This is a genomic window from Edaphobacter modestus (assembly GCF_004217555.1).
GTDB classification, from domain to species: Bacteria; Acidobacteriota; Terriglobia; order Terriglobales; family Acidobacteriaceae; genus Edaphobacter; species Edaphobacter modestus.
In genome coordinates this window covers 5,085,830-5,110,099 of the sequence record NZ_SHKW01000001.1, presented here as the reverse complement: position 1 = coordinate 5,110,099, position 24,270 = coordinate 5,085,830, and the positions used below count along the sequence as shown (strand labels likewise).

Genomic DNA, 24,270 nt, shown 5'->3' with positions numbered 1-24,270 from the left:
GAACCATGGATAAACGACAGTTTCTAAAAGTCTCCGGCGCATTCGCCACAACCGCCCTTTTACCCGGCTTCTCCACCGCTGAGCAGAAAACGATGACACACAGAACAAACTGGGCAGGAAACCTTACCTACCACACCGGCAATCTCTTCGAACCCTCCACCGTCGCCGAGCTTCAGCAGGTCGTCAAAGACCATCCCAGCATCCGTCCCCTCGGCACGCGCCACTCCTTCAACGCCCTCGCCGACAGCACCCACGCCCAGGTCTCCCTCAAAAACTTCACCCAGATCAAGCTCGACGAGCAGGCAAAGACCGTCACCGTTGGGGCCGGCGTCCGCTACGGCGACGTCGCCCCCGTCATCGACGCCAAGGGCTTCGCCCTCCACAACCTCGCCTCCCTGCCCCACATCTCCGTCCCCGGAGCCTGCGTCACCGGAACCCACGGCTCCGGCATCCACAACGGCAACCTCTCCACCTCCGTCGCCGCCATCGAGTTCGTCGCCGCCGACGGATCGCTCCAGACCCTCTCCCACGCCCACGACGGCGACAAGTTCTCGGGTGCCGTCGTCAACCTCGGTCTGCTTGGCGTCATCACCACCGTCACCCTCAACGTCGAACCCACCTTCGAGATCGCCCAGACCGTCTACACCGACATCCCCTTCGCCGAGCTCGAGCATCACTTTGACGACATCTTCGGCGCCGGCTACAGCGTCAGCATCTTCACCGACTGGCAGAAAGGCCGTGGCACCGAGCTCTGGCTCAAGCGCCGCGTCAAACCCGGCGAAAAGCTCGACACGCCGCCCCTGTTCTACAACGCCAAACTCGCCACCAAAAACCTCCACCCCATCCCTGCCCTCGACGCCATCAACTGCACCCCGCAGATGGGCGTCCCCGGCCCCTGGTACGAGCGCCTGCCCCACTTCCGCATGAACTTCACGCCCTCAAGCGGAGAAGAGCTCCAGACCGAATACTTCGTTCCCCGCGCCGACGGCTACAAGGCCATCCGCGCCGTCGAGACCCTCCGCGATCGCATCACCCCGCACCTGCTCACCACTGAGCTCCGCACCATCGCCGCCGACAACCTCTGGATGAGCATGGCCTACCAGCGCGACTCCCTCGCCATCCACTTCACCTGGAAGCGCGAGTGGCCCGAGGTCCAGAAGATCCTCCCGCTCATCGAAGCCCAGCTCGCTCCCTTCAACCCGCGCCCCCACTGGGCCAAACTCTCCACGCTCAAGCCCGCACAGCTCCGCGCCGCCTACCCAAAGCTGAACGACTTCAAGGCGCTCGTCCAGCAGTACGACCCCACGGGCAAGTTCCGCAACGAGTTCATCACCGCCGAACTCTACAGCTGAAACCCGCTCAACGATGTCGAAGCGGAGTGCGCAGTCAAAGCTCCGCCGCACTCCGCTCCCATCGGTTCTAAACCGTGGCGTAGCGCACGAGATGGCCCAGCCGCACCCATTCGTCATACCAACCTAACCCTCACCTTCAGAAAACTGTGTCATCCTGAGCGAAGCGACCAACGGAAGCGCAGTCGAAGGATCTGCGGTCCCTCTCCCCGCATCCAACCCCTCATGACAGAAGAACTCAAAGGACAGCTCGCAGTCGTCACAGGAGCCGCACGCGGCATCGGTGCTGCCATCGGCAAGCAACTCGCCTCCATGGGAGCCACCGTCATCCTCGCCGCGCGCGACAAAGCCCGCCTCGATCAGGTCCGGCAGGAGATCGAAGCCGCCGGAGGCACCGCCCACATCGCCCAGCTCGATCTCCTCGACGAGTCCTCCATCGCCTCGCTCGCCAAAACGATTCAGACCCGGCACGGCAGCCGCTGTGACATCCTCGTCAACAACGCCGCAATCGGCCTCATCGGCAAGCCCCTCATCGAGATGTCCCCGGCCGACTGGGACACGCTCATGAACACCAACCTTCGCGGCCCTTACCTGATGGTCCGCGCCCTGGCACCTCTGATGATCGCCGCAAAATCCGGCCACATCGTCAACATCTCCTCGCTGGCCGGCCGCAACCCTCTCCCCAACGGAGCGGCGTACTCGGCCTCCAAGTGGGGGCTCAACGGGCTCACCTACTCCATCGCCGAAGAGCTGCGCCCCCACAACATCCGCGTCTCCGTCATCGCTCCCGGCTCGGTCAACACCAGCTTCTCGCACAGCGACAAGAACGCCGACAAAAAGATCCAGCCCTCCGACGTAGCCCGCATCGTAGCCATGCTCGTCACCCAGGCTCCTCAATCCTTCGTCAGCGAAGTCCTGCTTCGCCCCACCCAAAAACCCTGACCGGAGTCCATACGGCGCGTCCTCAAGCGCGCCGTACACCAGCGATCACGGCTTCTTTGCGGCCTCTTCCCTCTCCGGATTCCCGTTCAGGTCCAGCCGCTTCACCCGTTGAAAGGCGACAATGTTCCCCTTCTGATCGCAGATCATCTGCCACACATCGCCCGTCTGCTGGTTCACCAGAAACGTATGCGCCTGCGTCCCATGCGCCGTCTTGTGTACCGCCGACTGCACCACCGTGAAGCGGCGCAAATCAGGCGTCGTCGCTGCACCTTCGTCATCACAGCACTTGTCTCTGCAATCCTTCTTACAGTCGTCCTTTGGCCTCTGCCCATAAACAACCTGGGCACAGAACGAGGTAATCCCGATCGCTCCGCCGAAAAGAAACGTCAGGATGAACGCCCAATACCAAAAAGCCTGTGTCCCTTTGGAGTCTTCCTCATCCTTCAGCAGCAGGACTTTTTCTTCCCTCAGCTTCTGTGTTCTTTGAGCGTCCGGAATAACAACCGGCGACGACATCTCTCTGTCGATCTCCGCAATGCGCTCCTTGCGCCTGCGAATCCTGTTCAGCCAGAGCAGGTACACCACGCCGCCCACGATGCTCGCACCCAGAAGCAGCAGCACCAGGACCAGCGAGACCTTCCCCCAAAACGACCAGCCGTTCGTCAGCTCCGGGTGCAGAAACACGCCCGCCAGCAGCGCGCTTGAGATCCCCACAATCCACTTCACCGCATCGATGTATCCCGCTGCCGCGTCTTGACCCGAATCGGCCATCGGACCTAGTATCCCGGCGGCGTTCCCATAAACGCCGCGGCAAGATCCTCCGGCATCAGCATCTTGCCCTGCCGGGCCGCAACATCCGCAATCAGGCTCTCCAGAATCTCCGGCCCATGCGCCTGCCAGTGCTGAAACATCGCCTCCCGCGACCTCTCGTTCACGTGCGCGGCCCGCATCAGCAGAACGCCCATCGTCTCGAACATTCGCCCCGTCACACCCTCGGCAAAACGAATCGTTCCCTCATCGCGCGCCCTCAGCAGCACATCCACGCACGACATCATCGTGCTCAACCCCGCCTCGATCTCCTCACGCCTGCCGACCTCAAGCCGAATGGCAGTCTCGCCTGTCAGGTCGAACTCCTGGAATCTATGACCGATCTTGGTGGGTGATTCGGGATCAGGGGCCATCGCCTTCTCCAGAGTTGAAGTCAATCCACAGCAGGCCCGCGTAGCTAGCTGCAAACGTTATCCCAACCGAACCGCTCAGGCAAGCAAAAACCCGCGCTATCGCTCACCCCGCCGCCAGCGCCCGCAACACTCCAACATTGCGGGCCTCGTCGCCGGGTGTATCCACAGGAGTCTCCGCAATAAAAGCGCAATGGCCAAACCGGCCATCGTGCAGCAGCCTCCGAAACGCCTCCGCCCCAATCGTTCCCTCGCCAATGTGCTCATGCCGGTCCAGCTTCGACCCCATCGCCGCCTTGGCGTCGTTGCAGTGCCACACCTTCACCGCCTCAAAGCCCACCGTCGACTCCACCAACTTCATCGTCTCGATATAGCCGTCCGTCGACACAATGTCGTATCCGGCTACATGGACGTGGCACGTATCCAGGCAAACCGCCACCGGCGCACAGGCCTTCAGGCACTCCACCAGCTCCGCCACCTGCTCCAGCTTCCCGCCCAGAGAAAACTCCGCCCCCGCCGTATTCTCAATCAGGATCTTGAAATTCTTTCCTGCAAAATCAATCCCATCGATCGCCCGCTCGATCGACTGCGCCGCAAACGTCAGCCCCTGCTCCCGCGTCAGTCCCTTCCAGCTCCCCGGATGCAGCACCAGGAACTCCGCCCCCAGCGCCAGGGCGCGCTCAACCTCTCCACGAAACGCCGTCGTAGAATTCTGCCTCACGCTATCCGTCTGGCTGCAAAGATTGATCAGGTAGCTCGCATGAATCGCCACCGGACTCACATCATGCTTCGCCCGCAGCTCCTGCATCTTCGCCGCATCGGCAGGCTTCACCGGCGAGGCCTTCCACATCCGCGGGCTCGCCGAGAAGATCTGAAACGTGTTCGCTCCCGCGGCCACCGCGCGTTCCACCGCCGTCCAGACCCCGCCGCCCGTCCCTACATGTACACCGATTCGCTTCTTCTTGATCGCCATCTCTCCAGCCTAACGCAGCCTGTCGCTCCGATTCTGCGTGCTATGCTGAGGCCGGTTTTCTCGCCCGAGAAAGGAACCGCATGTCCGCAGAGCAAAACTACAGCAATCATGGCCGCCTCGATCCGCCGATGCACTTATTTATCTTTCCTGTCCTTATCCTCAACGTAGGTCTAGCGATCTGGGTGACCGTCGAGCGCTGGCCCGAACATCAACACGCTTATCTTTACTTGTGGTGGATTGTCGTCTCTTTTGCCATGCTCCTCTTCGCGCTCAAAACCCGCATGAACGACGTCAAGCTCCAGGACCGCATCATTCGCCTCGAAGAACGTCTCCGCATCGCCTCCCTCGTGCCGGCCAACGAACTCGGCCATCTCCAGGAGCTCTCTGTAAAGCAATTAGTAGCGTTGCGCTTCGCTGCCGATGAGGAGCTGCCCGCTCTCGTCCACAAGACCCTCACTCAGGAGCTCGAACCGAAGGCAATCAAGCAAAGCATCACTCACTGGCGTGCCGACCATCACCGCGTCTAGCTCGCAAAAGATCTCACCGAGAGCAACGAAAGAAAACAGAAGATCCACGTAGAAATACGCCAGAAAACATACCGTCATTTCTGAAAACGTATCGTCATTCTGAAAAATATGCCGTCATTCTGAGCATAGCGAAGAATCCCCGTATTTCGCCGTACTCTCCAGAATGACAGTCGTAAGCCGCGTGCCGGGTGCCCCATTCATGCGGCTCTATCGCATGAGTGGGGCACCCGAGCGAAGCTCGAACCGCAGAGCCAAGCTGCCCCGAGCCCAAGCCCCGGCACTCCAATCAATACCCAACCGAAAAAGAGCCTCGCTCGTGCTTCGGTTTCTCGATCTCATCCACCAGCGCAATCGCATAATCCGCAAACGAGATCTTGCTCTCGCCTTTGGCATCCGTTACCAGCTCCTTTGTGCCCTGTCGGAACGTTCCCGTCCGCTCCCCTGGAATGAAGAATGCCGCCGGACTCAAATAAGTCCAATTAATGTCAGAGCCTCGCAAAACACCCAAAGCCTTCTCGTGCGAAGTCGCTATCGGAAGATACTCCGCAGGCAGATGCCCCGACTTGATCAGCGTCACCCCCGGCGCCACCTCCAGCAGACCCGCACCACCAACCACAAGCAGACGAGGCACTCCCGCCTTCTTTACCGCCTCAATCTGCCTCTTCGTTACATCCACCAGGGCATCCGTGTTATCCGCGGGCGGCTGGTAGGCACTCACCACCGCATCGGCTCCCTGGATGATCGACGCAATCGTATCCACATTCGACAGATCATCCGTCTTCGCAGTGATCCCAGGCTGAGACTTCAGAGAATCCACATTCCGTGCAACGCCGGTGGCCGTGTGTCCGCGCCGCAGAAGTTCCTTGACGATCTCCGACCCAGAGTTTCCCGTCGCTCCATAAATCACAATCTTCATCACATCCTCCTCACTACCTTTTTCGCTTACATAGATGACCCCATAGATGACCCGGCTGTTCGGTTGGACTCATATATTTACAACACTTGTCGCTTATATATTCAAAACGCAGACATAAGAAAAGGCTGTCAAGGGCCGTATGCCTTTAAACCACTAAGATTCAGATACATAAAAGTGCCGATAAGTTATCGCCGACCCGGTACAATTAACACAGAAAAGGAAAAGCCCGGAATCGTCTCCGGGCTTTTAGTCTGCTAAATCTTTTTATTTCAATATTTTAGCACTTAAACCCTTTGTCTTGAATATTTTAGACAATATCCAGTCGACTAAGCCTTTATTATTCAGCATTTTGCAAGACAAAGGGGGGGTACCCCTTCAGGCTAGTATACGTCTCGCTGGTACCGCTTCTGCTTCTTCATTGTCGCAAGGTACTCGGCTGCATGTTCCAGCGTGCCGTTCGAGCCCTTCGCAATCGCATCCAGCAGAGCGGTCTCAACGTCCTTCGCCATGCGCGTGGCATCGCCGCAGACGTAGAAGTAGGCTCCGCGCTCGAGCCACTCGAAGACCTCTTTCGCGTTCTCCTGGATGCGGTCCTGGACGTAGACCTTGTTGTGCTGATCGCGCGAAAACGCCGTATGCAGATGTGTCAGGACACCGGCCTTCACCATCCCCTGAAGCTGATCCTTGTACAGAAAGTCCATCTTCTCGCGCTGCTCTCCGAAGAACAGCCAGTTCTCTCCCGGCGCGCCGTCCGCCTGACGCTCCTCGAGAAACGCGCGGAAAGGAGCGATCCCCGTTCCGGGACCCACCATGATCACGGGAGCGGAAGCCTCTTCCGGAAGCCGGAAGTTATTGTTGGAGTGCAGGAAGATCGGCATCGCCGTGCCTTCGCCCGCTCGATCGCCGAGATGGCCGCTGGCTACGCCCTGCCGGTCGCGGCCGTGGGTCTCGTAGCGGATCACGCGAACCGTCGTATGCACACTGTCCGGATGAACCTTCTGGCTCGAAGAGATCGAATACATCCGCGGCGTCAGCCGCTGCAGCACGTTGAACAGCTGCTGAGGATCGGTGACCACGCCCGGGAAATCGGTCGCCAGGTCCACAAACTCGCGACCCCAGCAGTACTCCTCGGCGCGCGCACGGTTGTCCGGCCCGATCAGAACCTTCAAGCCGTCGAGGTTGGGAGCCAGCTTGGCATACTGGCCGATGCTGCCTCGCGACAGCTTGCCGATTCCAAGCCGCGTCCGCAGCGCCTCTTCGAGAGAGATCTCGACCTTGTAGTGATCAAGAACGCGTTCGTCACCCTTGTAGCCCAATGCCTTCAGCGCATCGTCCACGGCCTCGGCCCGGTTCTCCGGGATAATGCCCACGGCATCGCCGGGCGTATAAGTCATACCCTCTTCGAGCGCCAGCTCGACGTGGCGCGTCTCTTTTTCAGACCCCTCGGCGGTCAGAAGGTAGTTGACATTGACATTCGACGCGTATGGGCTGTTGCGCGTGTACTTCTGGGCGTGCCCCGCCCCAGTTTTCGCTTCCTGTTCCAGAACTTCGCTCATCTCTCTATGGTAAAACGCATCCCGGCAAATTGCATTGCCGGAACCGGTCAAATCTGCTCTTTTGAGCCAAAAGAAGAAGAATGGAAGGAGAAGAACCTACGCTTACACCCACTCCTGGAACCTCTTAGCCACTTCGCCTACGATCTCGTCTGCGGGCCGCGCCCACAGCGGTTCGTTGAAAATTTCCACCTCGATCGGTCCTCGATACCCTGCAGCTTCCACCGCCTGCCTCAGTCGCCGGATCTCGATCACTCCCTCGCCCATCAAACCGCGTCCCATCAGCGGATCGGGAAGCGGAACAATCCAGTCCGAGACATGAAAAGCAAAGATCCGCTCGCCCGCACGCGCGATCTCGCGATAGACCTCCGGGTCCCACCAGACATGATAGACATCGACCACCAGCCCAACCTGGCGGGACGGAAACTGCTCCGCGATCCGGTTGGCCTCGCCCAGGGTGACAATCACGCTTCGGTCGGCGGCAAACATGGGGTGAAGCGGTTCGACTCCAAGCCGTACACCGCTCTTCTCTGCGTGATCGGAAATTGCAGCGATCCCATCGACGACCATGCATCGCGCTGCATCAATGTCCTTGTCTGGTGCAGGTCCATTGACCAGCACCAGAAGATCCGTTCCTACAGCAGACGCCTCGTCGATTGCACGCAGATTGTCGTCGATCCTCTTCCGCCGATCCGCCGCAGTAGCCGCTGGAAACATCCCTCCGCGGCAGAGGCTCGAGACCCTCAGTCCCGCATCGCGCAGCTCCCTCCCCACGGCTGCCGGATCATCGCCAAGGGCGTGGCGCCAGGGACCGATCCACTCGATCCCGGATCTGCGGCATGCATCGATCACCTCGCGCAGTGTGGCTTTGCCTGCCGTCATCTGGTTGAAACTTAGCCTGTCGAGATCTGCCACTAAGCCTCCACTCCCGCCAGCTCGAGCACGAGCCGCATCCGATGAACGGCGAGAGCGGGATCTGCCAGCAGGTTTGCTTTGTCCGCCAGCACAAACAGCGCTGCAAGATGCGTGACGGAGCGTGCGCTCTCCTGCCCTCCGAGCATACGGAAGTGCCTCTGATGACCGTTCAGGTAAGCAAGAAAAGTGAGGCCGGTCTTGTAAAAGAAAGTCGGGGACTGGAAGATATGCCTCGAGAGAGGAACGGTCGGCGCAAGGATCTTTTCATACGTAGCGAGATCGCCCGCGTCCAGCGCGCGCAGCGCCATGGCCGCAGCCGGGGCGATTCCGTCGAAGATCCCGAGCAGCGCATCGCTATGACCGATCTCGTCGCCCCGGATCAACTCGGCGTAGTCGAAGTCGTCTCCTGTGTACATCCGCACACCCTCGGGTAACAGACGGCGCATCCGGATCTCCTGCTGCTTGTCCAGAAGCGAAATTTTGATTCCATCGATCTGCGAATGATTTTCCCGGATGACAGCGAGGCAGCTTTTCATGGCCTCCTCAACCGACGAGTCTCCCCAGTATCCTTTCAGCTGCGGGTCGAACGCCTCTCCCAGCCAGTGCAGGATCGCCGGCTGCCGCAATCCGCCAAGGAGACGGGCATACACCCTCATGTAATCCTCAGGCCCTTTGGCGCATCTCACCAGGGCGCGGCTGGCCATGAGGATCACCCTGCCGCCCGCCGATTCAATGGTCTCGCACTGCTCCTCGTAGGCAGCGATGACATCCTCGATCGTGACCGACGCTGCCGGATCGAGCTGATCTGTGTTCGCTCCGCAAGCAATCGCTCCGGCACGCTCGCCGGCCGAGATCTGGATAAGCTCCCTGGCCGCCGCCCAGTTCAACCCCATGCCTCGCTGCGCGGTGTCCATCGCCTCCGCCACTCCGAAACCGAGCGACCACAGATGATGTCGAAAGGCCATCGTGGCCTCCATGTCCAACGTCTCGGGATTGAGCGGATCGACGACAACATGGGCCGCAGCATACGCCACACGCGAACGCGGTGAAGGGCCTGGACTGACGTTCAAAGGCGCTTCTGCTGTCAATCTGTAGTCTGCTATTTCACCATCGAGCGGAAGTCGAATCTTCATGGTCCTGGTTTCTTTGTTGTGAGGTGATTAAACAACTTTGTTAATCCAACGCAAGCTCTGGAAGATCGATCCAGAGCCTTTCGGACCAGGAGCGCATCCCGGCTTCAGCAAGCTGCACTCCCTTTGCGGCCTCCAGAAAGGTGTGGGGGAAAGGTGCGTCTTCGAGAACGTGACGAAGGAACATCTCCCACTGGACCTTGAAGGCATTCTCTTCCGTGATGGTGGCCGGTATCGTCTGCCATGAATCCAGAAAGTGGATTGGGTTCGGAATATCGGGGTTCCATACAGCCTTCGGTGTCGCGACCCGTGGCTGAACTTTGCACTCCCGCAGGCCGGCGACCGCACTGCCATTGGTTCCATCCACGTGCAGTTCGAGAAGCTCATCGCGGTTCACGCGTGTCACCCAGGACGAATTGATATGTGCGATCGCCCCGCCTTCCAGCTCGAAGGTGGCATAGGCTGCGTCGTCCGCGGTACAGATATATGTCTTGCCTGCCTCGTCCACACGCTGTGGGATCGTTGTCCTGGCGGTGCAACTGACCGCCTTGACCTGACCGAACAGGTTCGCAAGAACATACTGCCAGTGAGGAAACATGTCGAGGATGATTCCTCCACCCTCCTCCTTCCTGTAGTTCCACGACGGCCTTTGGGCTGGTGGCACAGGGCCTTCAAATACCCAATAGCCGAATTCGCCTCGCACGGATAAGACTTTTCCCAGCAAGCCGGATGCGAGTACCTGTTTCAACTTGAGAATTCCGGGAAGAAACAGCTTGTCCTGGACGACGCCATTTTTGACACCGGCTTTCTTTGCCTCGCGAGCCAGTTCCAGGCTTTCCTGTAGGGTAGCCGCCAAAGGCTTTTCACAGTAAACATGCTTCTGCGCCTTTAGCGCGGCATGCACGCTCTCGGCTCGCACCTGGGTCAACTGCGCATCGAAGTAGATGATGTTTTCCCTGTCCGCCAGGCAAGCGTCGAGATTGGTAGACCAGCGATCGACACCCCAGGCACCGGCAAGCGCTTGAAGCTTCTCTTCGTTTCTTCCGAGTAGTACAGGTTCCGGCATCACGGTAGTCTGATCGCGAAGCCGGAGGCCGCCCTGCTTGCGAATTGCTACGATGGACCTCCCCAGGTGCTGATTTGTCCCCATGCGCCCCGTGACGCCATTCATGATGATGCCGATCTTTCGCATTCACAAAACCTCATTGAGAGTTGATGATGCCGTTTTTGAGAGCCGCAGAGTTGGACTGCACGCTGCACGAGAAAACGACGTCCACGGGATCATAATGAACGATGAGAAGAGAGGCAATTTGATTACAGAATTCGAAAGAACGATCTCGCATAGAAGGTATCGATTCTTCCTTGGGGCTGTCTCGCTGCTGTCGGGTATTTTTCTTTGCGCTCAAGAGCCTCGCATCGCAGGACCGGGCGGAGGTGGCGCGATGTTCCATGTGACCATCAACCCCAGAGATCCGAACGAGGTGCTCCTGTCCTGTGACATGACGGGAGCGTACATCAGCCATGATGCCGGCCATCACTGGAGAATGTTCAATCTGCGGGGAAGCATTCATTTCTTTGCCTTCGATCCCATTCGTCCAGGCGTTCTATATGCAGCAACGGATGTTCTCTGGCGAAGCACCGATGACGGAGAGACGTGGCGATTATTGTGGCCGCGACCGTCTGCTGTACGAGCGATTTTGATGGACTCCGACCATGCCGATGAGACCGCTGTGACCAGCCCGAATGCTGTCGGCAAAATCATGGCCCTTGCCGTGGATCCGGCAGACCCACACGTACTTTACGCCGCTTCGCTGGAAGGGTCTCATGCGAGGCTCGTGGTTTCACGCGACGGAGGGACGACGTGGCGAGTGCTTCTCTCTTTGGCCGATACTCCCCTTCACATCTGGATCGATCCAAGATCGCCCCGAAGCCATCGCGACCTGTATGTTGCGACCGCCGGCGGCATGCATGTTCGAATTCATGGTGTATGGCAGTGGCGAGCGGCACCTGCCGGTGTGACCTTCACCGACGTCTCCGCTGCCTTTCCAAGGGGACGCGGAATAAGCTCCGCCTTTTATGCAGTCACAGGAGGTCCAGGCTCGAGTGCGCACCTGCTTGTCACGAAGGATGGCGGTGCAACATGGGTTCCATCTCCGCTGCCGGGTATGGGAGCGCGCCTGCGAGCAGTAGCGACCGCGCTTCACCATCCTGAGGTCGCCTATGTGTCGTTCAAGGACATGCGGATCGATGGACAAAATTTTCAGGGCGTTGCACGCACGAATGATTTCGGCAGGCACTGGGACCTGGTGTGGCGATCGACTCTACATCGCGAATCAGCGAACGTTCACGACGCCTGGATCGCCGATGCGATGACACCGGAGTGGACCGAAGAGCCACTGAGCCTCACGGTGGATGATGATGATCCAAATCTTGTTTACGCCACGGATCTTGGGAGAACGGTGGCGACGGTTGATGGCGGACGCACCTGGACGGCTCGTTATTCGGAGGTTGCGGCGAACTCATCCCAAACGGATCGAGCCTGGGTCAGTACGGGTCTCGACGTGACGACAACGTATGGGTATCTGTTCGATCCATTCGATTCGAAGCGGCGCTTTATTCTGACTACGGATATCGGCCTCTTTCGCAGTGAGGACTCGGGCCGCTCATGGATGCGTTCCGTTGCAGGAGTGCCGGGACGCTGGCGAAACACAACCTACTCGCTCGTGTTCGATCCGAAGGTTCGCGGCAAGATGTGGGCCGCGATGAGCGAGATCCATGATCTTCCTCGACCCAAGATGTGGCGTCACCGATCCACCACCGATTACATCGGGGGCATTTGCGTGAGTGTCGACGGAGGCCGGACCTGGCAGCCTTCCGAGGGTATGCCGCCTACTGCACCCACTTCCATCCTTGTCGATCCTGACAGCCCGGTGGGTCGCCGCGTCTTATGGGCAGCAACGATGGGTTATGGCGTTTACCGATCTACGGATGATGGACGCACATGGTCGTCTGCGAATCATGGGATTGAGCAAGAGAACCTGCTGGCCTGGCGCCTCGCGCGCGCTTCGAACGGAACGCTGTATGTCTTGATCGCTCGCCGGAGCGAGGATGGAAGCATTGGCAACTCAGGCGACGGCGCGCTTTATCGCTCTACCGATGGCGGAGAGAATTGGGTACCGGTTCCATTGCCGTCAGGAGCCAATGGTCCGAACGGCATTGCGATCGATCCCGAAGATCCAGAGCGGCTTTATCTCGCCCTGTGGGCACGGGCGACACCCGAGGTGGATTCGAGGAAGCTAAGTGGGACACGCGCCGGAGCGAAACCAGATGCGAACGGCACCGCCATCTTCAATGGAGTTTATGGAGGAGTGGCGATCTCCACGGATGGTGGTCGTAACTGGCGATGGACTCTTGAACGAGATCGTCATATCTATGACGTCACCATCGAACCTCACGATCGCAAGGTTCTGTACGCCGCGGGCTTCGAATCCAACGCATGGATTTCGCGCGATCAGGGAGAACATTGGAATCGCATCCCAGCTTTTAATTTCAAATGGGGACACCGCGTTCAAGTCGATCCAGAAGATCCAGCGAAGGTGTACGTTTCCACCTTCGGCGGGGGTGTGTGGCATGTGCCGATTGAAGGTTCGAAGGCCAGCGATATCTCGACACCCGAAGTTGCTCCATAACGCCGCAGGTGCTGAATTTTGTTCACAAAGAGAGTAGAAAAAGCCCTTCCTTTCCGGACCGTGGAAAGGAAGGGCAAGGAAAGCTTGAGTGTCCCGAAGGCTAGAACGTCAGCTTGAGTGCGAGTTGAATCTGTCGCTCGGTTGAGACGGTCGATGTGATCTGACCGAAGTTCGTCGCCGAGATATTGTTGCTGGGAGGTGCAAGGTTAGTCGTGTTCAGGACGTTGAAGAAATCAGCCCGGAACGCCAACTGTTTTTCGCCAGTAATGGTGAATGCCTTGCTAAGTGCAGCGTCGAGATTGTGATAGCTCGGCGCCCGCTCAGCGCCGACGCGCGACGTTCCCAGTCCGATGGTGCTTTCCGGTCCGTAAGCGCAACCAAGGCCAACGGGGTTGTACTTGAGATCGGAGCAACCATTCACGACGGAAGTGCCATTCTGGTCTGAGGTAGTGACGGGAACGTACGCTGTCGTATCGGTTCCGAACCAGTTGTTTACGGACTGATTCCGGATATGAAGCGGGCGAAAGCGATCGGCACGATCGGTACGCTGGTTCACGAAGTAGTTGGTGTTCGAACTTATCGTGATGGGCATACCAGAGTGAAGGTTTGCAATTGCACCGACCTTCCATCCACCCAGTGCAACGTCGGCGAAACGGTTCATGTTGCCGCCGAACAGCCTGCCGCGACCGAACGGAAGGTCGTAGTAGCCGGCGAAAGAGAAGAGCTGAGTGGTGTCGAAGAATGCCGGACCGTAGTCCGCACCACCGTTGTAGGCATTCTGCCAGTATGGGCTTTGCGAAGCGGAAGCACCGCCACCGGCACCGTAGTAGCCGAGGTTGTTGGTGAGCGACTTGCTCCAGGTGTAATTCGTCAGGAACTCGAGACCATGGGTGAGACGACGGCGGCCCGTAATCTGAAGGGCGTGTAGTTCATCATGGATTCCGATTCCGTGAGGCTGACCTGCGTAACCTGACTAAGGCCCGGAAGCGAAGATACCGGAAGCGGGCAGGTCGGGCATAGGCGCTGGTTTGCTTCGCGCGGATCGATGAGATGGTTACCGCTCTGGCCGAGGTACGCGATGACCAAGGAAGTGTTGCGGTTAAGCTCCGTCTCCGTGGTCAGGTTGTATTGCTGGATCAGTGCGGGCTTGAGGTTTGGATCCCAGGCGCGAACATTTCCAGCGAAGGTTGTTGCATCGGCCGGACGCGGGAAGCCGCTCTGAACCTGGAAGTAGGCTTCGCCTTCGGTGTGCGTTCCCGAAGCGTCGGTAAAGAATGGGGGATTCAGAGGCAAGCGAAGGTTTGCACCCGTGCCTTCAAGGAAGTTCGTGATTCCATAGCCACCACGAACTATAAATTTGCCAGCGAAACTTTGCGGCGTATACGCAAAGCCGATACGTGGCATAACTCCGCCATAAAAGCTGTTGTAGAGCGCACGGCTGTTGCCGTCTTGGCCGGCAAAGAGGATCGCCCCCGTGGTCAGGTTGATATTGGTCTGCTTGTTGTTGACCTCGTAAAGAGGCTGATCCCACTCCCAGCGCATGCCGAGATTGATGGTGAGATTCGGGGTGACCTTCCAGTCATCCTGGAAGAAAATGGCGTCGCGCCATTGACACTGTCCCCACTCATCGCTGTAGGAGCCCTGTCCGTAAGAGACCGCCTGATTGAGAATGTGGTTCTCACCACGGCGGCGCCAATCATCAACACCGAGAATCCGACCACCGGGGATGCCATTACGTCGGCGCGAGCCAGCGAACTCCCGCTTCAGACGCGCAACCTTGTTATCCATCAGAAATGTGAAAGTTGACTCAATGTATAGACAACTGGACTGTAATGCAAGAAAAACATTCTTCTGCGAAGATACGAGCCTGCAGGGAACGGAAGCCCGATTTTCGTCGTAGTTGTAGACAAGTACCGGAAGATACAGATAGAACGGGACACGCACGCGAACCCGCCTCGCGGGCAACCACCAGGAGAGAGAACGATATCGTGTCGAAAAGTCAGGTACATGCCGCTCCGCCATCTGCCCACATGCTCGATAAAAATGGATTTATTCCGCTCTATTACCAGATTCAGCGTGCGTTGATGGAGAAGATCCATTCGGGGGAGCTGTTGGAGGGGGATCTGCTTGCGTCGGAGGAGGAGCTGGCCCGCTCGTACCAAGTCAGCAGAATGACTGCGAGACAGGCTCTGCATGGTCTTAAGACACGAGGCTATGCTCTAAGCCAAAAAGGACGTGGGACCTTCGTTACAAAACCGAAGCTAGAGAAGAACATCATGCACCTGCGTGGATTTACCGAGGACATGAAACAGCGCGGGATGCAGCCCAGCTCACAACTTCTCGAACAGACGGTCGTTACGGCTGGTGAAGATCTGGCCGATAGCCTGACGATCGGTTTAGGAAGCGATGTTATGAAATTGCGGCGCCTTCGGCTGGCAGATGGGATACCGATGGCCCTTGAAGACTCCTTCATCCCGCTGCGGCCGTTCCCAGGACTGGAACGAATCAATTTTGCGAAGCAGTCACTCTATTACGTTCTTCGTGAGAACTATGGGGTTCGCGTCGCCTGGGCGGATGAGATCATCGAGGCTCTTCCAGCGACACGCGAAGAATCCGACCTGCTTACGATACCCAAACGAGCCAGCGTGCTCTCGATCTCGCGCATCATTATGACGACGGAGCAGACCCCTATTGAAGTGGCCTGCTCGCGTTATCGCGGGGATCGTTATCGTGCGCTGATACGGATTCCAACCACGACGATCGAATAGCGGCCGGCCAGGATCAGACTTGTGTCGCCGCTGCAAACCGAGCCGTTATGGTCGCGGGACGCGTGATTGCAGACCCTACCAGTACGGCGTGCGCTCCAAGTTCCAAGGCAGTGCGAACATCTTCCGGCTGCTGGATGTGCCCCTCGGCGATAACGGGAATTGTCAGCACTGCGATGAGAGACCGCAGAAGGGGCCAGGACATCTGCCTGATCCCAGCGGTCTCTGCAGTGTAGCCATAGAGGGTCGTGGCGACGGCGTCTGCGCCTGCCTCCAGTGCCGCGAGTCCATCCTCCACGCTGGCTATGTCGGCCAGGACCGGCCTGCCGAGCTCTCCATGAATACGCTGGATCAGCTCAGGCCAAGGCTCTGCTTCACCTAAACGTCGATGCGTGCAATCCAGGGCGATGATATGGGCTCCGGCGACAGAGACGGTTTTGGCGGCAGCAAACGTCGGTGTAATGTAGACCTCACCCTTCGAATCTTTTGCCTTGACCATACCGATAACGGGAACTCGAGTTATCTCTCGAAATGCCTTGACGGTCTTCGACCCCTCCGCTCTGAGACCACCGGCTCCGCCTCGAAGCACTGCTCTCGCCATTCTGGTGATGGTATCGATGTCATCCATCGGATCACCGGGATCGGCCTGGCAGGAAACGATCAACTTGCCTTTTAGAGAAGAGAGAATGGCCTCACCTTCATGATCCGAGCTTAAGAACAATACGGCCTCCAGGCAAAGACATCACAGTTGTCTTAGTGATATCCAGCCTGAAGGTCGGAGTCAATCGCAACAAAGGAAATTGATTTCTGGAACGCCTAATTGTGCAGAAGCATCGGCCAGCCGAGATATTTCTGTGCGGCTTCTTTAACGGCTTCGCCAACATGCGAGAAGTTTGCGGCAACGTGATGCTCGAAGCCGTTTTCGCAGATGTAATGCAGGAGTTTCTGCATATTCGGAATCTCGACTACGCCCGCACCGCCAAAGGTCTGAAGCGGATCGTCCGTGAAGCTTCCCTGCCCGACGTAACCCTTGATGGTTCCGGCAAATTCGTCCGTCGAGAAGCGCACAAAGCTCATCGGGCCCGCCTTCACTCTTCCGTCCAGTGTGCCAAATGTATTTTCCTTGCCCACAGTTCCCGCGATGATCTGCTGGAAATCCATCTTTACGCCCTGGCGGAAGAAGTGCTTGGGAAGGTTGGAGCAGTGAAAACAGACCGCCTTGTCGGGATTTGCCCCGTAGTTATTGTTCCAGTCCAGCAGCGCAGACGGGGTCTCACTGGCAAGCGTAAGCGCATGCATCGAGAGTGTTCCCATCGTGTCGACTTCGCACGCACTTGGAATGAGCTTCTCGCTCATCATGCTCATGATGGTGCAAGGCACGACACCAAAGAACTCTTCCAGAGATGTCCAGCACTGCACCGACGTGACGTCCAGCGCATTGGACTTCATCCAACCATCGATCACAACGCCCAACTTTGACATCTTCAAGAGCGCAGCTTCGGGGACGTCATTAACCGGAATATAGCTCTTGATCGCGCCAAGCTTGTCCTGGACTTCATGCTCGCCATCCTGCAAACGCTGAATTCGTCCGAGCACCTCGCTGAGATCAAGCGTATCCACGGTAATCCCGCTCTTCTCTAAGAGCTTTTCTGAGTACCGCACGGTGTTGAAGGCCGCGGGGCGAGCGCCGATGGCTCCGATTCTGAGGTTCCGGAATCCGCGAACGATACGACAGGTGGCAGCGAAGACCTGAAGGTCGCTGGAGAACTGCTCGGAATCTGGCGCCTCGGTGTGCAGCGTTGTCAAAGTATAGGGGACGCCGTATTGGCGAAGATTGTTGCAGATGGACATCTTGCCGCAGAAGCTGTCACGTCGGAAAGCGATACTCATTTTGCCAGCATCGTCGGGGGTGGCCTGGATCAGGATAGGAACCTGAAGATTGGCCAGGCGGATTGCATCTGCGATGCCACGCTCTTCACCGAAGTTCGGCAGTGTCACAATGATGCCGTCGATTTCGCGGGCGTGACGCTGAAACAGCTCCGCACAGATCTTCGCTTCGGTATAACTTTCGACGGCTCCAAATGCGGTTTCCTCTGGAGTGACAACGATCGCCTTGTATCCCTGTCTCTCTAATGCGGCGATCATCTCCGTGCGGCCTGTCGCCGCCAGGTGGCTCGGGAAAAAACCGCGATTGCCTACAATGACGCCAAATGTCATCTGCCTACCCATACATCCCCCAGATACTTCTTTGTTCATGCCGCGGACGGCGTTTTTGAAGACCTCAGCCTTTGCCAGGCCGAAAACGAATCACATAGAAAGCTCCAAAGAGCAGGAGAAGGAGTCCCCACCACATGGTAGGGTGCAACTCGTGCAATGTCGTCGGAGCTTCATGCCCTAACGCCTCGTAGATGCCATATGGGAAAAGAATCAATCCATAGAGCAATGGTAGAACTCCCACAAAGAACCAGATGGAGAGTCGCTCTCCGCGCCCTGTTCCTTCAGCCATAATGCTCACTCCTACCAGAAGATCAGGTTCAAAATAAAGAACACCACGATTACGACACATGCCCAGAAGATCGGCTTTTGCCATAAGGATCTCGCGCCATCATCCGGAAGTTCCGTCGCACCATATACCAGCCCCGCCAACTGAGCAACAGGAGTCGGTTTCGTAAGAAAACTGACAACACACGTGATCAAAACGCAGATCAGAAAGCTCCACAGCGCGCGGTACAGATTTTCAGCCATTGGTTTCGCATCGGCTGAAAGGGCAATATAGTGCAATGCGGTTCCGTCACGCTGAACCCAGACCCACATTGCAATGGATGCGACGGTACCGGAGAGCAGCCCCCAGAATCCTCCTGCCCGGGTCGCCCTTTTCCAGAGCATACCAAGCACGACTGTGCCGAATAACGGAGCGATGAAGAAGCTGAATAATGCCTGCACGTAATCCATGATGCTGGCGGCATGCGCCACGAGGTAGGCGGTTCCTACAGAAAGCAGCATACCAACAACGGTCGACCAACGTCCCATGGCAACATAATGTCGATCGGGAGCGTTCTTCTTCATGTACGCTCCGTAAAGATCGTAGGTCCAGACAGTGGAGAAGGCGCTGACGTTGCCCGCCATACCGCTCATAAAACCAGCTACGAGTGCCGTAATTCCCAGCCCCAACAGGCCGGGGCCACAGTAACGGATCAGCATCAGCGGCAGTACTTCGTTGTAACTATGTTGGCCTGTAACCGCCGCGACATCTTCCCCGACCAGGTGCATAAGACTTCCATCCGGATTTTTGAGGACCGTCAATGCCAACAATCCAGGCACGATCACGATCAGCGGAACCGCCATCTTGAAGGCGGCACCGATGACGGGTGCCATCTTGGCTGCGCGAAGGTTATTTGCCGAGAGCACTCTCTGGACCACGAGAAAGTCCGTCGTCCAGTAACCGAAGCTGATTACGAAGCCCAGGCCGAAGACAATTCCAGTCCAGTGAACGCCCATTGGATTATCGCGAAAACTTCCGAGTGTGCTCCAGAGATGGGTGTAATCATTGGACCCGACATTGGCTGCGATCTGCGCCTTGAGATTTTGCCAGCCTCCCGCTTCAATCAACCCGAGAATCGGAATCAGCGCGGCGCCAGCCCAGATAAGGATGAACTGGAGAACTTCATTGATAATGGCTGACCGGAGCCCGCCCAGCATGACATAGATTGCAACCGTTACCGCCCCGACCCAGATCGAGAAACTGATGTTCCATCCAAGCACTACCTTCATAACCAGTGCCATGGAATACATGTTGACGCCGCTCATCAGAATCGTCATCAGCGCGAAGGAGACCGCGCTTACACCGCGCGCGCCCTCTCCAAAACGTAGCTTCAGATAACCTGGAACGGAGTGGGTCTTCGAGATGTAATAGAACGGCATCATTACGATGCCGAGAAAAAGCATCGCAGGGATCGCGCCAATCCAATACCAATGTGCCGCGAGGATTCCATACTGGTAGGCCGCTCCTGCCCACCCCATAAGCTCCAGTGAACCGAGGTTCGCCGACACAAAACTCAGGCCGGCAATCCAGGCTGACATCTCCCTGCCAGCGAGAAAAAATTCTTCGCTGGTGTTCGTAGAGCCCTTCACATAGAAGCCTATGAAGATCACCAGGACGAAATAGAGCGCGAGAACCGCGATATCGACAGGAGCCAAAGTCGTCAACTGGCGAGGAGCAAACAACAAAAGCAGATGTGGAGGTCCGAATGGCATCAGGCGAATCCTGGAGACGTCCTATGGAGTTTATTATTCGTCACGAAATAACTTTGACAGTCTATAGCCTCTACTGCTTCTTATGCAGATAAAGTTCCTCTAACTCCGAGCGATACGTCTCCATCGCCAGCCGATAGGGCTCGCGAAGATCCGGGCGCGGTGTTTGCCTTTCCTCTTGCGAGATACCCACGCAGCGGTCCGCAATGTCGGCCAGATCCATGGGAGCGCCAGTGACGCATCGAAAGGCATACATCGCCTGCATCGCGGCTCCCAGACACCCTGCCTCTTCTTCCATGGGAACCTGAATCGTTGCACCGGTTGCGTCGGCCAGAAGTTGACGCCACTCTTTCGAACGTGCGCCCCCTCCAATGGCAAAGATAACGCTGGGCTCTTTTCCGGCAAGGATCAGGTCCAGTCCACTTAAGACGCCGAAGGTTACGCCTTCGATGGCGGCACGAACCAGGTTTTCGCTCGTAAAGTTATTCGAGGACAGTCCGACGATCGACCCGCGGGCGCGCGGAAGATCCGGTGTGCGTTCTCCATTGAGAAACGGCAGAAACGTCATGCCGTCAGCACCGGGAAGGGTTTTGGCAAGGACCGAGTCCAGATCTCCTACCGTTTTACCGACCACGGTCAACGTCTGGGTTACGATATTGGTGGCATTCATGGTGCAAACCAAGGGCAACCATCCTCCTGAGGAAGAACAGAACGACGCCACAGACCCAGTAGCGTCAGCGATTGATTCCTTGCGAAAGGAATAAACCGTGGACGAAGTTCCCAGGCTCAGGGTTACAACTCCCTCCCTCACGTTTCCGGTCCCGATCGCGCCCATCATGTTGTCGCCTCCTCCGGAGGAGACAACGCAATCTGGCGAAAGTCCCAACTCCGCGGCTACTTCCGGACGAAGCGTGCCAACGATCTCCTCGGGCGAAAGAAGCTCCGGCAAAGCTTTTATAAGATGTCCCGTTCCCCCGTCGATCTGGGCGAGCACCTCCTTCGACCAGGTGCGCTGCCGCACATCGAAGAATGCGGTTCCGGAGGCATCGCCATACTCGGCGGCCAGCTTGCCTGTCAGCCAGAAGTTCAGATAATCATGCGGTAGAAGAATATGACGGATGCGGTTAAAGTTCTCCGGCTCATTTTCCTGCATCCACAATAGCTTCGAAGCCGTATAGCCAGTAAGCGGGACAATACCAATCTTTTCCAGACATCCTTGATTCCCACCCAGAGCCTTGACGAGAGTCTCGTTTTGCGGCGCCGTCTCTGTATCGTTCCAAAGCTTCGCGGGCCGAATTACCTTCCTATTCTCATCCAGCACCACCAGACCATGCTGTTGCCCGGAAACCCCCAAAGCAACTACCTTCGCTCCGGGCGCCTGGGCGAGGGCTTGCCGCACGGCTTCCCGTAAAGCATCCACCCACCACTGTGGCTCCTGCTCGCGCGCACCGTTTTCACGTTCAATCAAGGCATGCCGAGCATAGCCTCGTCCTAGAGGTCTTCCATTTTCATCAAGCAGCAACGCCTTGGTTCCCTGCGTTCCACAATCAATACCCAGATACATCGCTTCCTCCTTCAGGGTTCCTGGCCATTGCGACCCTCCTTCAAGCCATTTGAATGATGCAAATGACAATGCTTCGTCGGTAACTGGGTTCGCTGAAGCGATCCCGATTGATCAGGATCGGGTCCGCGTCCCCCGTCTAGGCTTTACCGTGCGCGAAACATGTGTCGACCGATGATAATGAGAATGCCTCTGCAAAAGCAGAGCGGCGCCGCCACTCAGACGGGCCAGGTATCCATCTCCGGCGGTTGTCAAACGAGGAGCCGCTCCCGCCAACATTCCCTCTTCGAGCTCTTGCTGAACCACAGGCCCGACCAGATCCCAACATGACGTTATCTCTCCCGTAATTAAGATCTGCTCGGGCGAGAGTGCGGCGGTAATAAGACGTAATCCTTGTCCGAGGGCCGTTGCCTGGGTCTTGACAGCCCGGATCGCGAGCGGGTCTCCATCCTGTACCAATCGCAAGAGGGATCTTATGTCCTGTACCTGGGATTTACGGGAGAGAGTTCGATAAATTCGAAGAGCAGCTCGAGAGGAGGCAAACATCTCCCAGCACCCCCGCCGTCCACACCCGCACATCGGTCCCTTTGGATCGATCGGAATGTGACCGAATTCGCCGGCAAGGCCATTAAAGCCTGAATGGAGTTGGCCACCAGCTAAAATCGCTGTACCCAACCCTTCCGAAACAGCCACGAGAACGGCATTTCGAACGCCTTCCAATCGTCCGAACCAGAGCTCCGAAAGAAGACAGGCGTTGGCGTCGTTATCTATCTCTACTTGGAGGTCCATCGCCTCCTCCAAAGCCGACCTGATATCAAATCCATCCCATTTAAGGTTCGGCGCCATCAACAATCGATGTGTGAGTGGATCCACTCGACCGGGAACGCTCACCCCAATTCCCTCGAAGGTCTTACCTTGATGCTTGCCTCTCAGCGATTGCATCTTCTTAACCAGTTTCGCAATCGCCGTTTGCGGATCTGTCGCGGTTGTAACCACTTCATGCGATAGAAAGCGTCCGGTAAGATCGACAACGGCAACGATCGCTTGACTCGGCCGTATATCCAGGGCAAGCGTAACGAGATCATCGTTGACCGAAAGCATGGTTGAGGGTCGACCGCGTCCCGCACGCACGACAGCACCTTCCCTAATCCATCCTTCATCCAGCAGGTCTTCCACAATTGCGGAGATCGTGCTGGGTTGCAGTCCGGAAAGTCTAGACAGGTCTACGCGAGATACAGGTTGTCGAAAGCGGATGAATTCCAGCACGATATCGCGGTTGATATCGCGAGCCATTTCGCTCGATGCGAGTTGGGCCGAGGATAGATCGATGCGCCGTATACCATACTGATGCGCAGGGACTGGCGAAATGGAATTTCTCCCGCGACCGATTGAGGGTTTTTTCATTAATTTCGACGATCATAATATCAATCGTCGCACTTGAACAATCTTCAACGTTTGAAATATGCACCAGGCACTGCGCGGTCGGACGGTAATTCGACCGCGCAGCAATCTATGAAAGAGGTGCGCTATGGAGAGGCGAACTGTCGTTCTACAGATTGCCGGAGTCTTGAAGGGCCTTTTTCATTCCGCTCCAGCTTACGCGAGTCGACTGTTCCGGCGTTCCACCCCCATGCCAATGCGTTTCAAGACTTACTGCATCGCGGTACCCCACTTTGGCAAGATCGCGGAACTGTGCCGTCCAATCGATGATCCCCTCGCCGGTCGGGGACCATACCACCTTCCCTTCGCTACCTTTCACCGCATTTTTGACATGACAATGGTGTATGCGCTCCTTCGGAAGCATTCTCCAGGCTACGGGATAGGCATCGAATTCCCCACGCATTACAGCATTGCCGGGATCCCAGTTCAATGCCAGGTGCGGTGACTTTACCGCACCGAGTAAGCGCGCGGACTCTCGACCTGTTGCAGTGTTGCAGGCGGGTTCATTTTCCAAAACCAGCAAAACTCCATGCTTTGCACACTTGTCGGCAGCCTCCGCCAACTTGCGATCGATCGCGTCGCGATAAGGCTTAACATCCTCGATCCTCCAGAAGTCGAAGCATCTGACCTTGTTCGTCTTGAACTGCTTCGCCAGCGCGATGCTTTTCTCCAGCACCTCATCCTGCTCCTTCAACACATCGCCCCCGCGGGTTCCGCCCTTAGGTCCCTCTGAGGATTGGGGCGCTCCCGGCCAGTATGCCTTGAACAGAGGACTCGCGATGTCGGTCACCTGCAGGTTGTACTTCGAGAGAATTTTTTGCGTCTCAGCGAGTTCGGCGTCCGTAAGCGCCAGCAAGCTCTTCTTCCACATCGCTCGCAGTTCTACCCACTGCATGCCAAACTCTTTCGAGGCCACGGCGCACGCGTGATCGAAGTCCTGCGAGATCTCATCGGTGATCACTCCCACCTTGAATGGTCCCGCTCCCGCAAAACCAAACGCTCGTCCAGCAAAGCCGCCCACACCCACCGCGGCCGAACCACGCAAAAATCCCCTTCGCGATATCCCTTCCATCCTCACTCC

General features: G+C 57.3%; 20 protein-coding genes and 1 pseudogene. 5 read left to right on the top strand and 16 right to left on the bottom strand.

Going from position 1 to position 24,270, the window contains the following annotated elements:
• Positions 1 to 5: 5 nt before the first annotated feature.
• Both BDD14_RS21520 and BDD14_RS21515 read left to right on the top strand, forming a co-directional pair.
• Entirely contained in the window at positions 6 to 1,352 is a 1,347-nt protein-coding gene (locus BDD14_RS21520; RefSeq protein WP_130421115.1) for a D-arabinono-1,4-lactone oxidase, read from the top strand.
• A gap of 222 nt (positions 1,353 to 1,574) precedes the next feature.
• Positions 1,575 to 2,291, top strand: a complete 717-nt coding sequence (locus BDD14_RS21515; RefSeq protein WP_130421113.1) for an SDR family oxidoreductase — start codon at positions 1,575 to 1,577, stop codon at positions 2,289 to 2,291.
• A gap of 45 nt (positions 2,292 to 2,336) precedes the next feature.
• Here the strand turns inward: BDD14_RS21515 and BDD14_RS21510 are convergent, their stop codons facing one another.
• The 3 genes from BDD14_RS21510 to BDD14_RS21500 all read right to left on the bottom strand — a co-directional run bounded on the left by BDD14_RS21510 (position 2,337) and on the right by BDD14_RS21500 (position 4,442).
• Complete coding sequence (locus tag BDD14_RS21510) at positions 2,337 to 3,062, bottom strand: hypothetical protein (RefSeq protein ID WP_130421111.1); 726 nt, start codon at positions 3,060 to 3,062, stop codon at positions 2,337 to 2,339.
• A gap of 5 nt (positions 3,063 to 3,067) precedes the next feature.
• A complete protein-coding gene (locus tag BDD14_RS21505) occupies positions 3,068 to 3,472 on the bottom strand; it encodes a hypothetical protein (protein ID WP_130421109.1) in 405 nt (134 codons plus the stop codon).
• A gap of 103 nt (positions 3,473 to 3,575) precedes the next feature.
• Positions 3,576 to 4,442 (bottom strand): deoxyribonuclease IV, encoded by an 867-nt coding sequence (locus BDD14_RS21500; protein WP_130421107.1) that lies wholly within the window; start codon positions 4,440 to 4,442, stop codon positions 3,576 to 3,578.
• Positions 4,443 to 4,522: 80 nt separating this feature from the next.
• Here BDD14_RS21500 and BDD14_RS21495 point away from each other — a divergent pair, with 80 nt between their 5' ends.
• On the top strand, positions 4,523 to 4,969 hold the full coding sequence (locus tag BDD14_RS21495) for a DUF6526 family protein (RefSeq protein ID WP_130421105.1): 447 nt from the start codon (positions 4,523 to 4,525) through the stop codon (positions 4,967 to 4,969).
• Positions 4,970 to 5,255: 286 nt separating this feature from the next.
• Here the strand turns inward: BDD14_RS21495 and BDD14_RS21490 are convergent, their stop codons facing one another.
• The 5 genes from BDD14_RS21490 to BDD14_RS21470 form a co-directional block, all read right to left on the bottom strand.
• Positions 5,256 to 5,885, bottom strand: coding sequence for an NAD(P)-dependent oxidoreductase (locus BDD14_RS21490; protein WP_130421103.1), 630 nt, complete (start codon positions 5,883 to 5,885; stop codon positions 5,256 to 5,258).
• A 380-nt stretch (positions 5,886 to 6,265) separates the two neighbouring features.
• The gene (locus BDD14_RS21485; protein ID WP_130421101.1) at positions 6,266 to 7,441 is read right to left on the bottom strand and encodes a diflavin oxidoreductase; all 1,176 of its coding nucleotides are present in this window, start codon (positions 7,439 to 7,441) and stop codon (positions 6,266 to 6,268) included.
• A 102-nt stretch (positions 7,442 to 7,543) separates the two neighbouring features.
• The gene (locus BDD14_RS21480) at positions 7,544 to 8,353 is read right to left on the bottom strand and encodes a sugar phosphate isomerase/epimerase family protein (protein ID WP_165420186.1); all 810 of its coding nucleotides are present in this window, start codon (positions 8,351 to 8,353) and stop codon (positions 7,544 to 7,546) included.
• Positions 8,353 to 9,486, bottom strand: coding sequence for a dihydrodipicolinate synthase family protein (locus BDD14_RS21475; RefSeq protein ID WP_130421099.1), 1,134 nt, complete (start codon positions 9,484 to 9,486; stop codon positions 8,353 to 8,355). The genes BDD14_RS21480 and BDD14_RS21475 overlap by 1 nt, the downstream gene beginning before the upstream one ends.
• 40 nt (positions 9,487 to 9,526) lie before the next feature.
• Positions 9,527 to 10,675, bottom strand: coding sequence for a Gfo/Idh/MocA family protein (locus tag BDD14_RS21470; protein ID WP_130421097.1), 1,149 nt, complete (start codon positions 10,673 to 10,675; stop codon positions 9,527 to 9,529).
• A 118-nt stretch (positions 10,676 to 10,793) separates the two neighbouring features.
• Between BDD14_RS21470 and BDD14_RS21465 the strand changes: the two genes are divergently transcribed.
• Positions 10,794 to 13,172, top strand: coding sequence for a beta propeller repeat protein (locus tag BDD14_RS21465; protein ID WP_130421095.1), 2,379 nt, complete (start codon positions 10,794 to 10,796; stop codon positions 13,170 to 13,172).
• Between the two features lie 100 nt (positions 13,173 to 13,272).
• Here the strand turns inward: BDD14_RS21465 and BDD14_RS35055 are convergent.
• Positions 13,273 to 14,960: pseudogene (locus BDD14_RS35055) on the bottom strand (outer membrane beta-barrel protein).
• 200 nt (positions 14,961 to 15,160) lie between these two features.
• Here BDD14_RS35055 and BDD14_RS21445 point away from each other — a divergent pair.
• The gene (locus BDD14_RS21445; RefSeq protein WP_242618109.1) at positions 15,161 to 15,940 is read left to right on the top strand and encodes a GntR family transcriptional regulator; all 780 of its coding nucleotides are present in this window, start codon (positions 15,161 to 15,163) and stop codon (positions 15,938 to 15,940) included.
• Between the two features lie 13 nt (positions 15,941 to 15,953).
• On the opposite strand, the gene BDD14_RS21440 is transcribed toward BDD14_RS21445, so the two are convergent.
• The 7 genes from BDD14_RS21440 to BDD14_RS21410 form a co-directional block, all read right to left on the bottom strand.
• Complete coding sequence (locus BDD14_RS21440) at positions 15,954 to 16,658, bottom strand: N-acetylmannosamine-6-phosphate 2-epimerase (protein ID WP_242618108.1); 705 nt, start codon at positions 16,656 to 16,658, stop codon at positions 15,954 to 15,956.
• A 95-nt stretch (positions 16,659 to 16,753) separates the two neighbouring features.
• The gene (locus BDD14_RS21435; RefSeq protein ID WP_130421085.1) at positions 16,754 to 18,166 is read right to left on the bottom strand and encodes an L-fucose/L-arabinose isomerase family protein; all 1,413 of its coding nucleotides are present in this window, start codon (positions 18,164 to 18,166) and stop codon (positions 16,754 to 16,756) included.
• A 52-nt stretch (positions 18,167 to 18,218) separates the two neighbouring features.
• Positions 18,219 to 18,443 carry a hypothetical protein gene (locus BDD14_RS21430; RefSeq protein ID WP_130421083.1) on the bottom strand — a complete coding sequence of 75 codons (225 nt, stop codon included), beginning with the start codon at positions 18,441 to 18,443 and terminating at the stop codon, positions 18,219 to 18,221.
• Between the two features lie 11 nt (positions 18,444 to 18,454).
• A complete protein-coding gene (locus BDD14_RS21425) occupies positions 18,455 to 20,191 on the bottom strand; it encodes a sodium:solute symporter family protein (protein WP_130421081.1) in 1,737 nt (578 codons plus the stop codon).
• 70 nt (positions 20,192 to 20,261) lie between these two features.
• On the bottom strand, positions 20,262 to 21,752 hold the full coding sequence (xylB, locus tag BDD14_RS21420; RefSeq protein WP_130421078.1) for a xylulokinase: 1,491 nt from the start codon (positions 21,750 to 21,752) through the stop codon (positions 20,262 to 20,264).
• Positions 21,753 to 21,863: 111 nt separating this feature from the next.
• The gene (locus BDD14_RS21415) at positions 21,864 to 23,042 is read right to left on the bottom strand and encodes an ROK family transcriptional regulator (protein ID WP_242618107.1); all 1,179 of its coding nucleotides are present in this window, start codon (positions 23,040 to 23,042) and stop codon (positions 21,864 to 21,866) included.
• Positions 23,043 to 23,298: 256 nt separating this feature from the next.
• Positions 23,299 to 24,261, bottom strand: a complete 963-nt coding sequence (locus BDD14_RS21410) for a sugar phosphate isomerase/epimerase family protein (RefSeq protein ID WP_130421074.1) — start codon at positions 24,259 to 24,261, stop codon at positions 23,299 to 23,301.
• Positions 24,262 to 24,270: the final 9 nt, after the last annotated feature.

Excerpts from the sequence above, each read along its gene's own strand:
- BDD14_RS21410 (WP_130421074.1), bottom strand. The coding sequence starts at position 24,261 with ATGGAAGGGATATCGCGAAGGGGATTTTTGCGTGGTTCGGCCGCGGTG.
- BDD14_RS21520 (WP_130421115.1), top strand. The coding sequence starts at position 6 with ATGGATAAACGACAGTTTCTAAAAGTCTCCGGCGCATTCGCCACAACC.
- BDD14_RS21470 (WP_130421097.1), bottom strand. The coding sequence starts at position 10,675 with ATGCGAAAGATCGGCATCATCATGAATGGCGTCACGGGGCGCATGGGG.
- BDD14_RS21430 (WP_130421083.1), bottom strand. The coding sequence starts at position 18,443 with ATGGCTGAAGGAACAGGGCGCGGAGAGCGACTCTCCATCTGGTTCTTT.
- BDD14_RS21495 (WP_130421105.1), top strand. The coding sequence starts at position 4,523 with ATGTCCGCAGAGCAAAACTACAGCAATCATGGCCGCCTCGATCCGCCG.
- xylB (WP_130421078.1), bottom strand. The coding sequence starts at position 21,752 with ATGTATCTGGGTATTGATTGTGGAACGCAGGGAACCAAGGCGTTGCTG.
- BDD14_RS21485 (WP_130421101.1), bottom strand. The coding sequence starts at position 7,441 with ATGAGCGAAGTTCTGGAACAGGAAGCGAAAACTGGGGCGGGGCACGCC.
- BDD14_RS21490 (WP_130421103.1), bottom strand. The coding sequence starts at position 5,885 with ATGAAGATTGTGATTTATGGAGCGACGGGAAACTCTGGGTCGGAGATC.
- BDD14_RS21415 (WP_242618107.1), bottom strand. The coding sequence starts at position 23,042 with ATGGCTCGCGATATCAACCGCGATATCGTGCTGGAATTCATCCGCTTT.
- BDD14_RS21475 (WP_130421099.1), bottom strand. The coding sequence starts at position 9,486 with ATGAAGATTCGACTTCCGCTCGATGGTGAAATAGCAGACTACAGATTG.
- BDD14_RS21515 (WP_130421113.1), top strand. The coding sequence starts at position 1,575 with ATGACAGAAGAACTCAAAGGACAGCTCGCAGTCGTCACAGGAGCCGCA.
- BDD14_RS21505 (WP_130421109.1), bottom strand. The coding sequence starts at position 3,472 with ATGGCCCCTGATCCCGAATCACCCACCAAGATCGGTCATAGATTCCAG.
- BDD14_RS21510 (WP_130421111.1), bottom strand. The coding sequence starts at position 3,062 with ATGGCCGATTCGGGTCAAGACGCGGCAGCGGGATACATCGATGCGGTG.
- BDD14_RS21425 (WP_130421081.1), bottom strand. The coding sequence starts at position 20,191 with ATGCCATTCGGACCTCCACATCTGCTTTTGTTGTTTGCTCCTCGCCAG.
- BDD14_RS21500 (WP_130421107.1), bottom strand. The coding sequence starts at position 4,442 with ATGGCGATCAAGAAGAAGCGAATCGGTGTACATGTAGGGACGGGCGGC.
- BDD14_RS21435 (WP_130421085.1), bottom strand. The coding sequence starts at position 18,166 with ATGGGTAGGCAGATGACATTTGGCGTCATTGTAGGCAATCGCGGTTTT.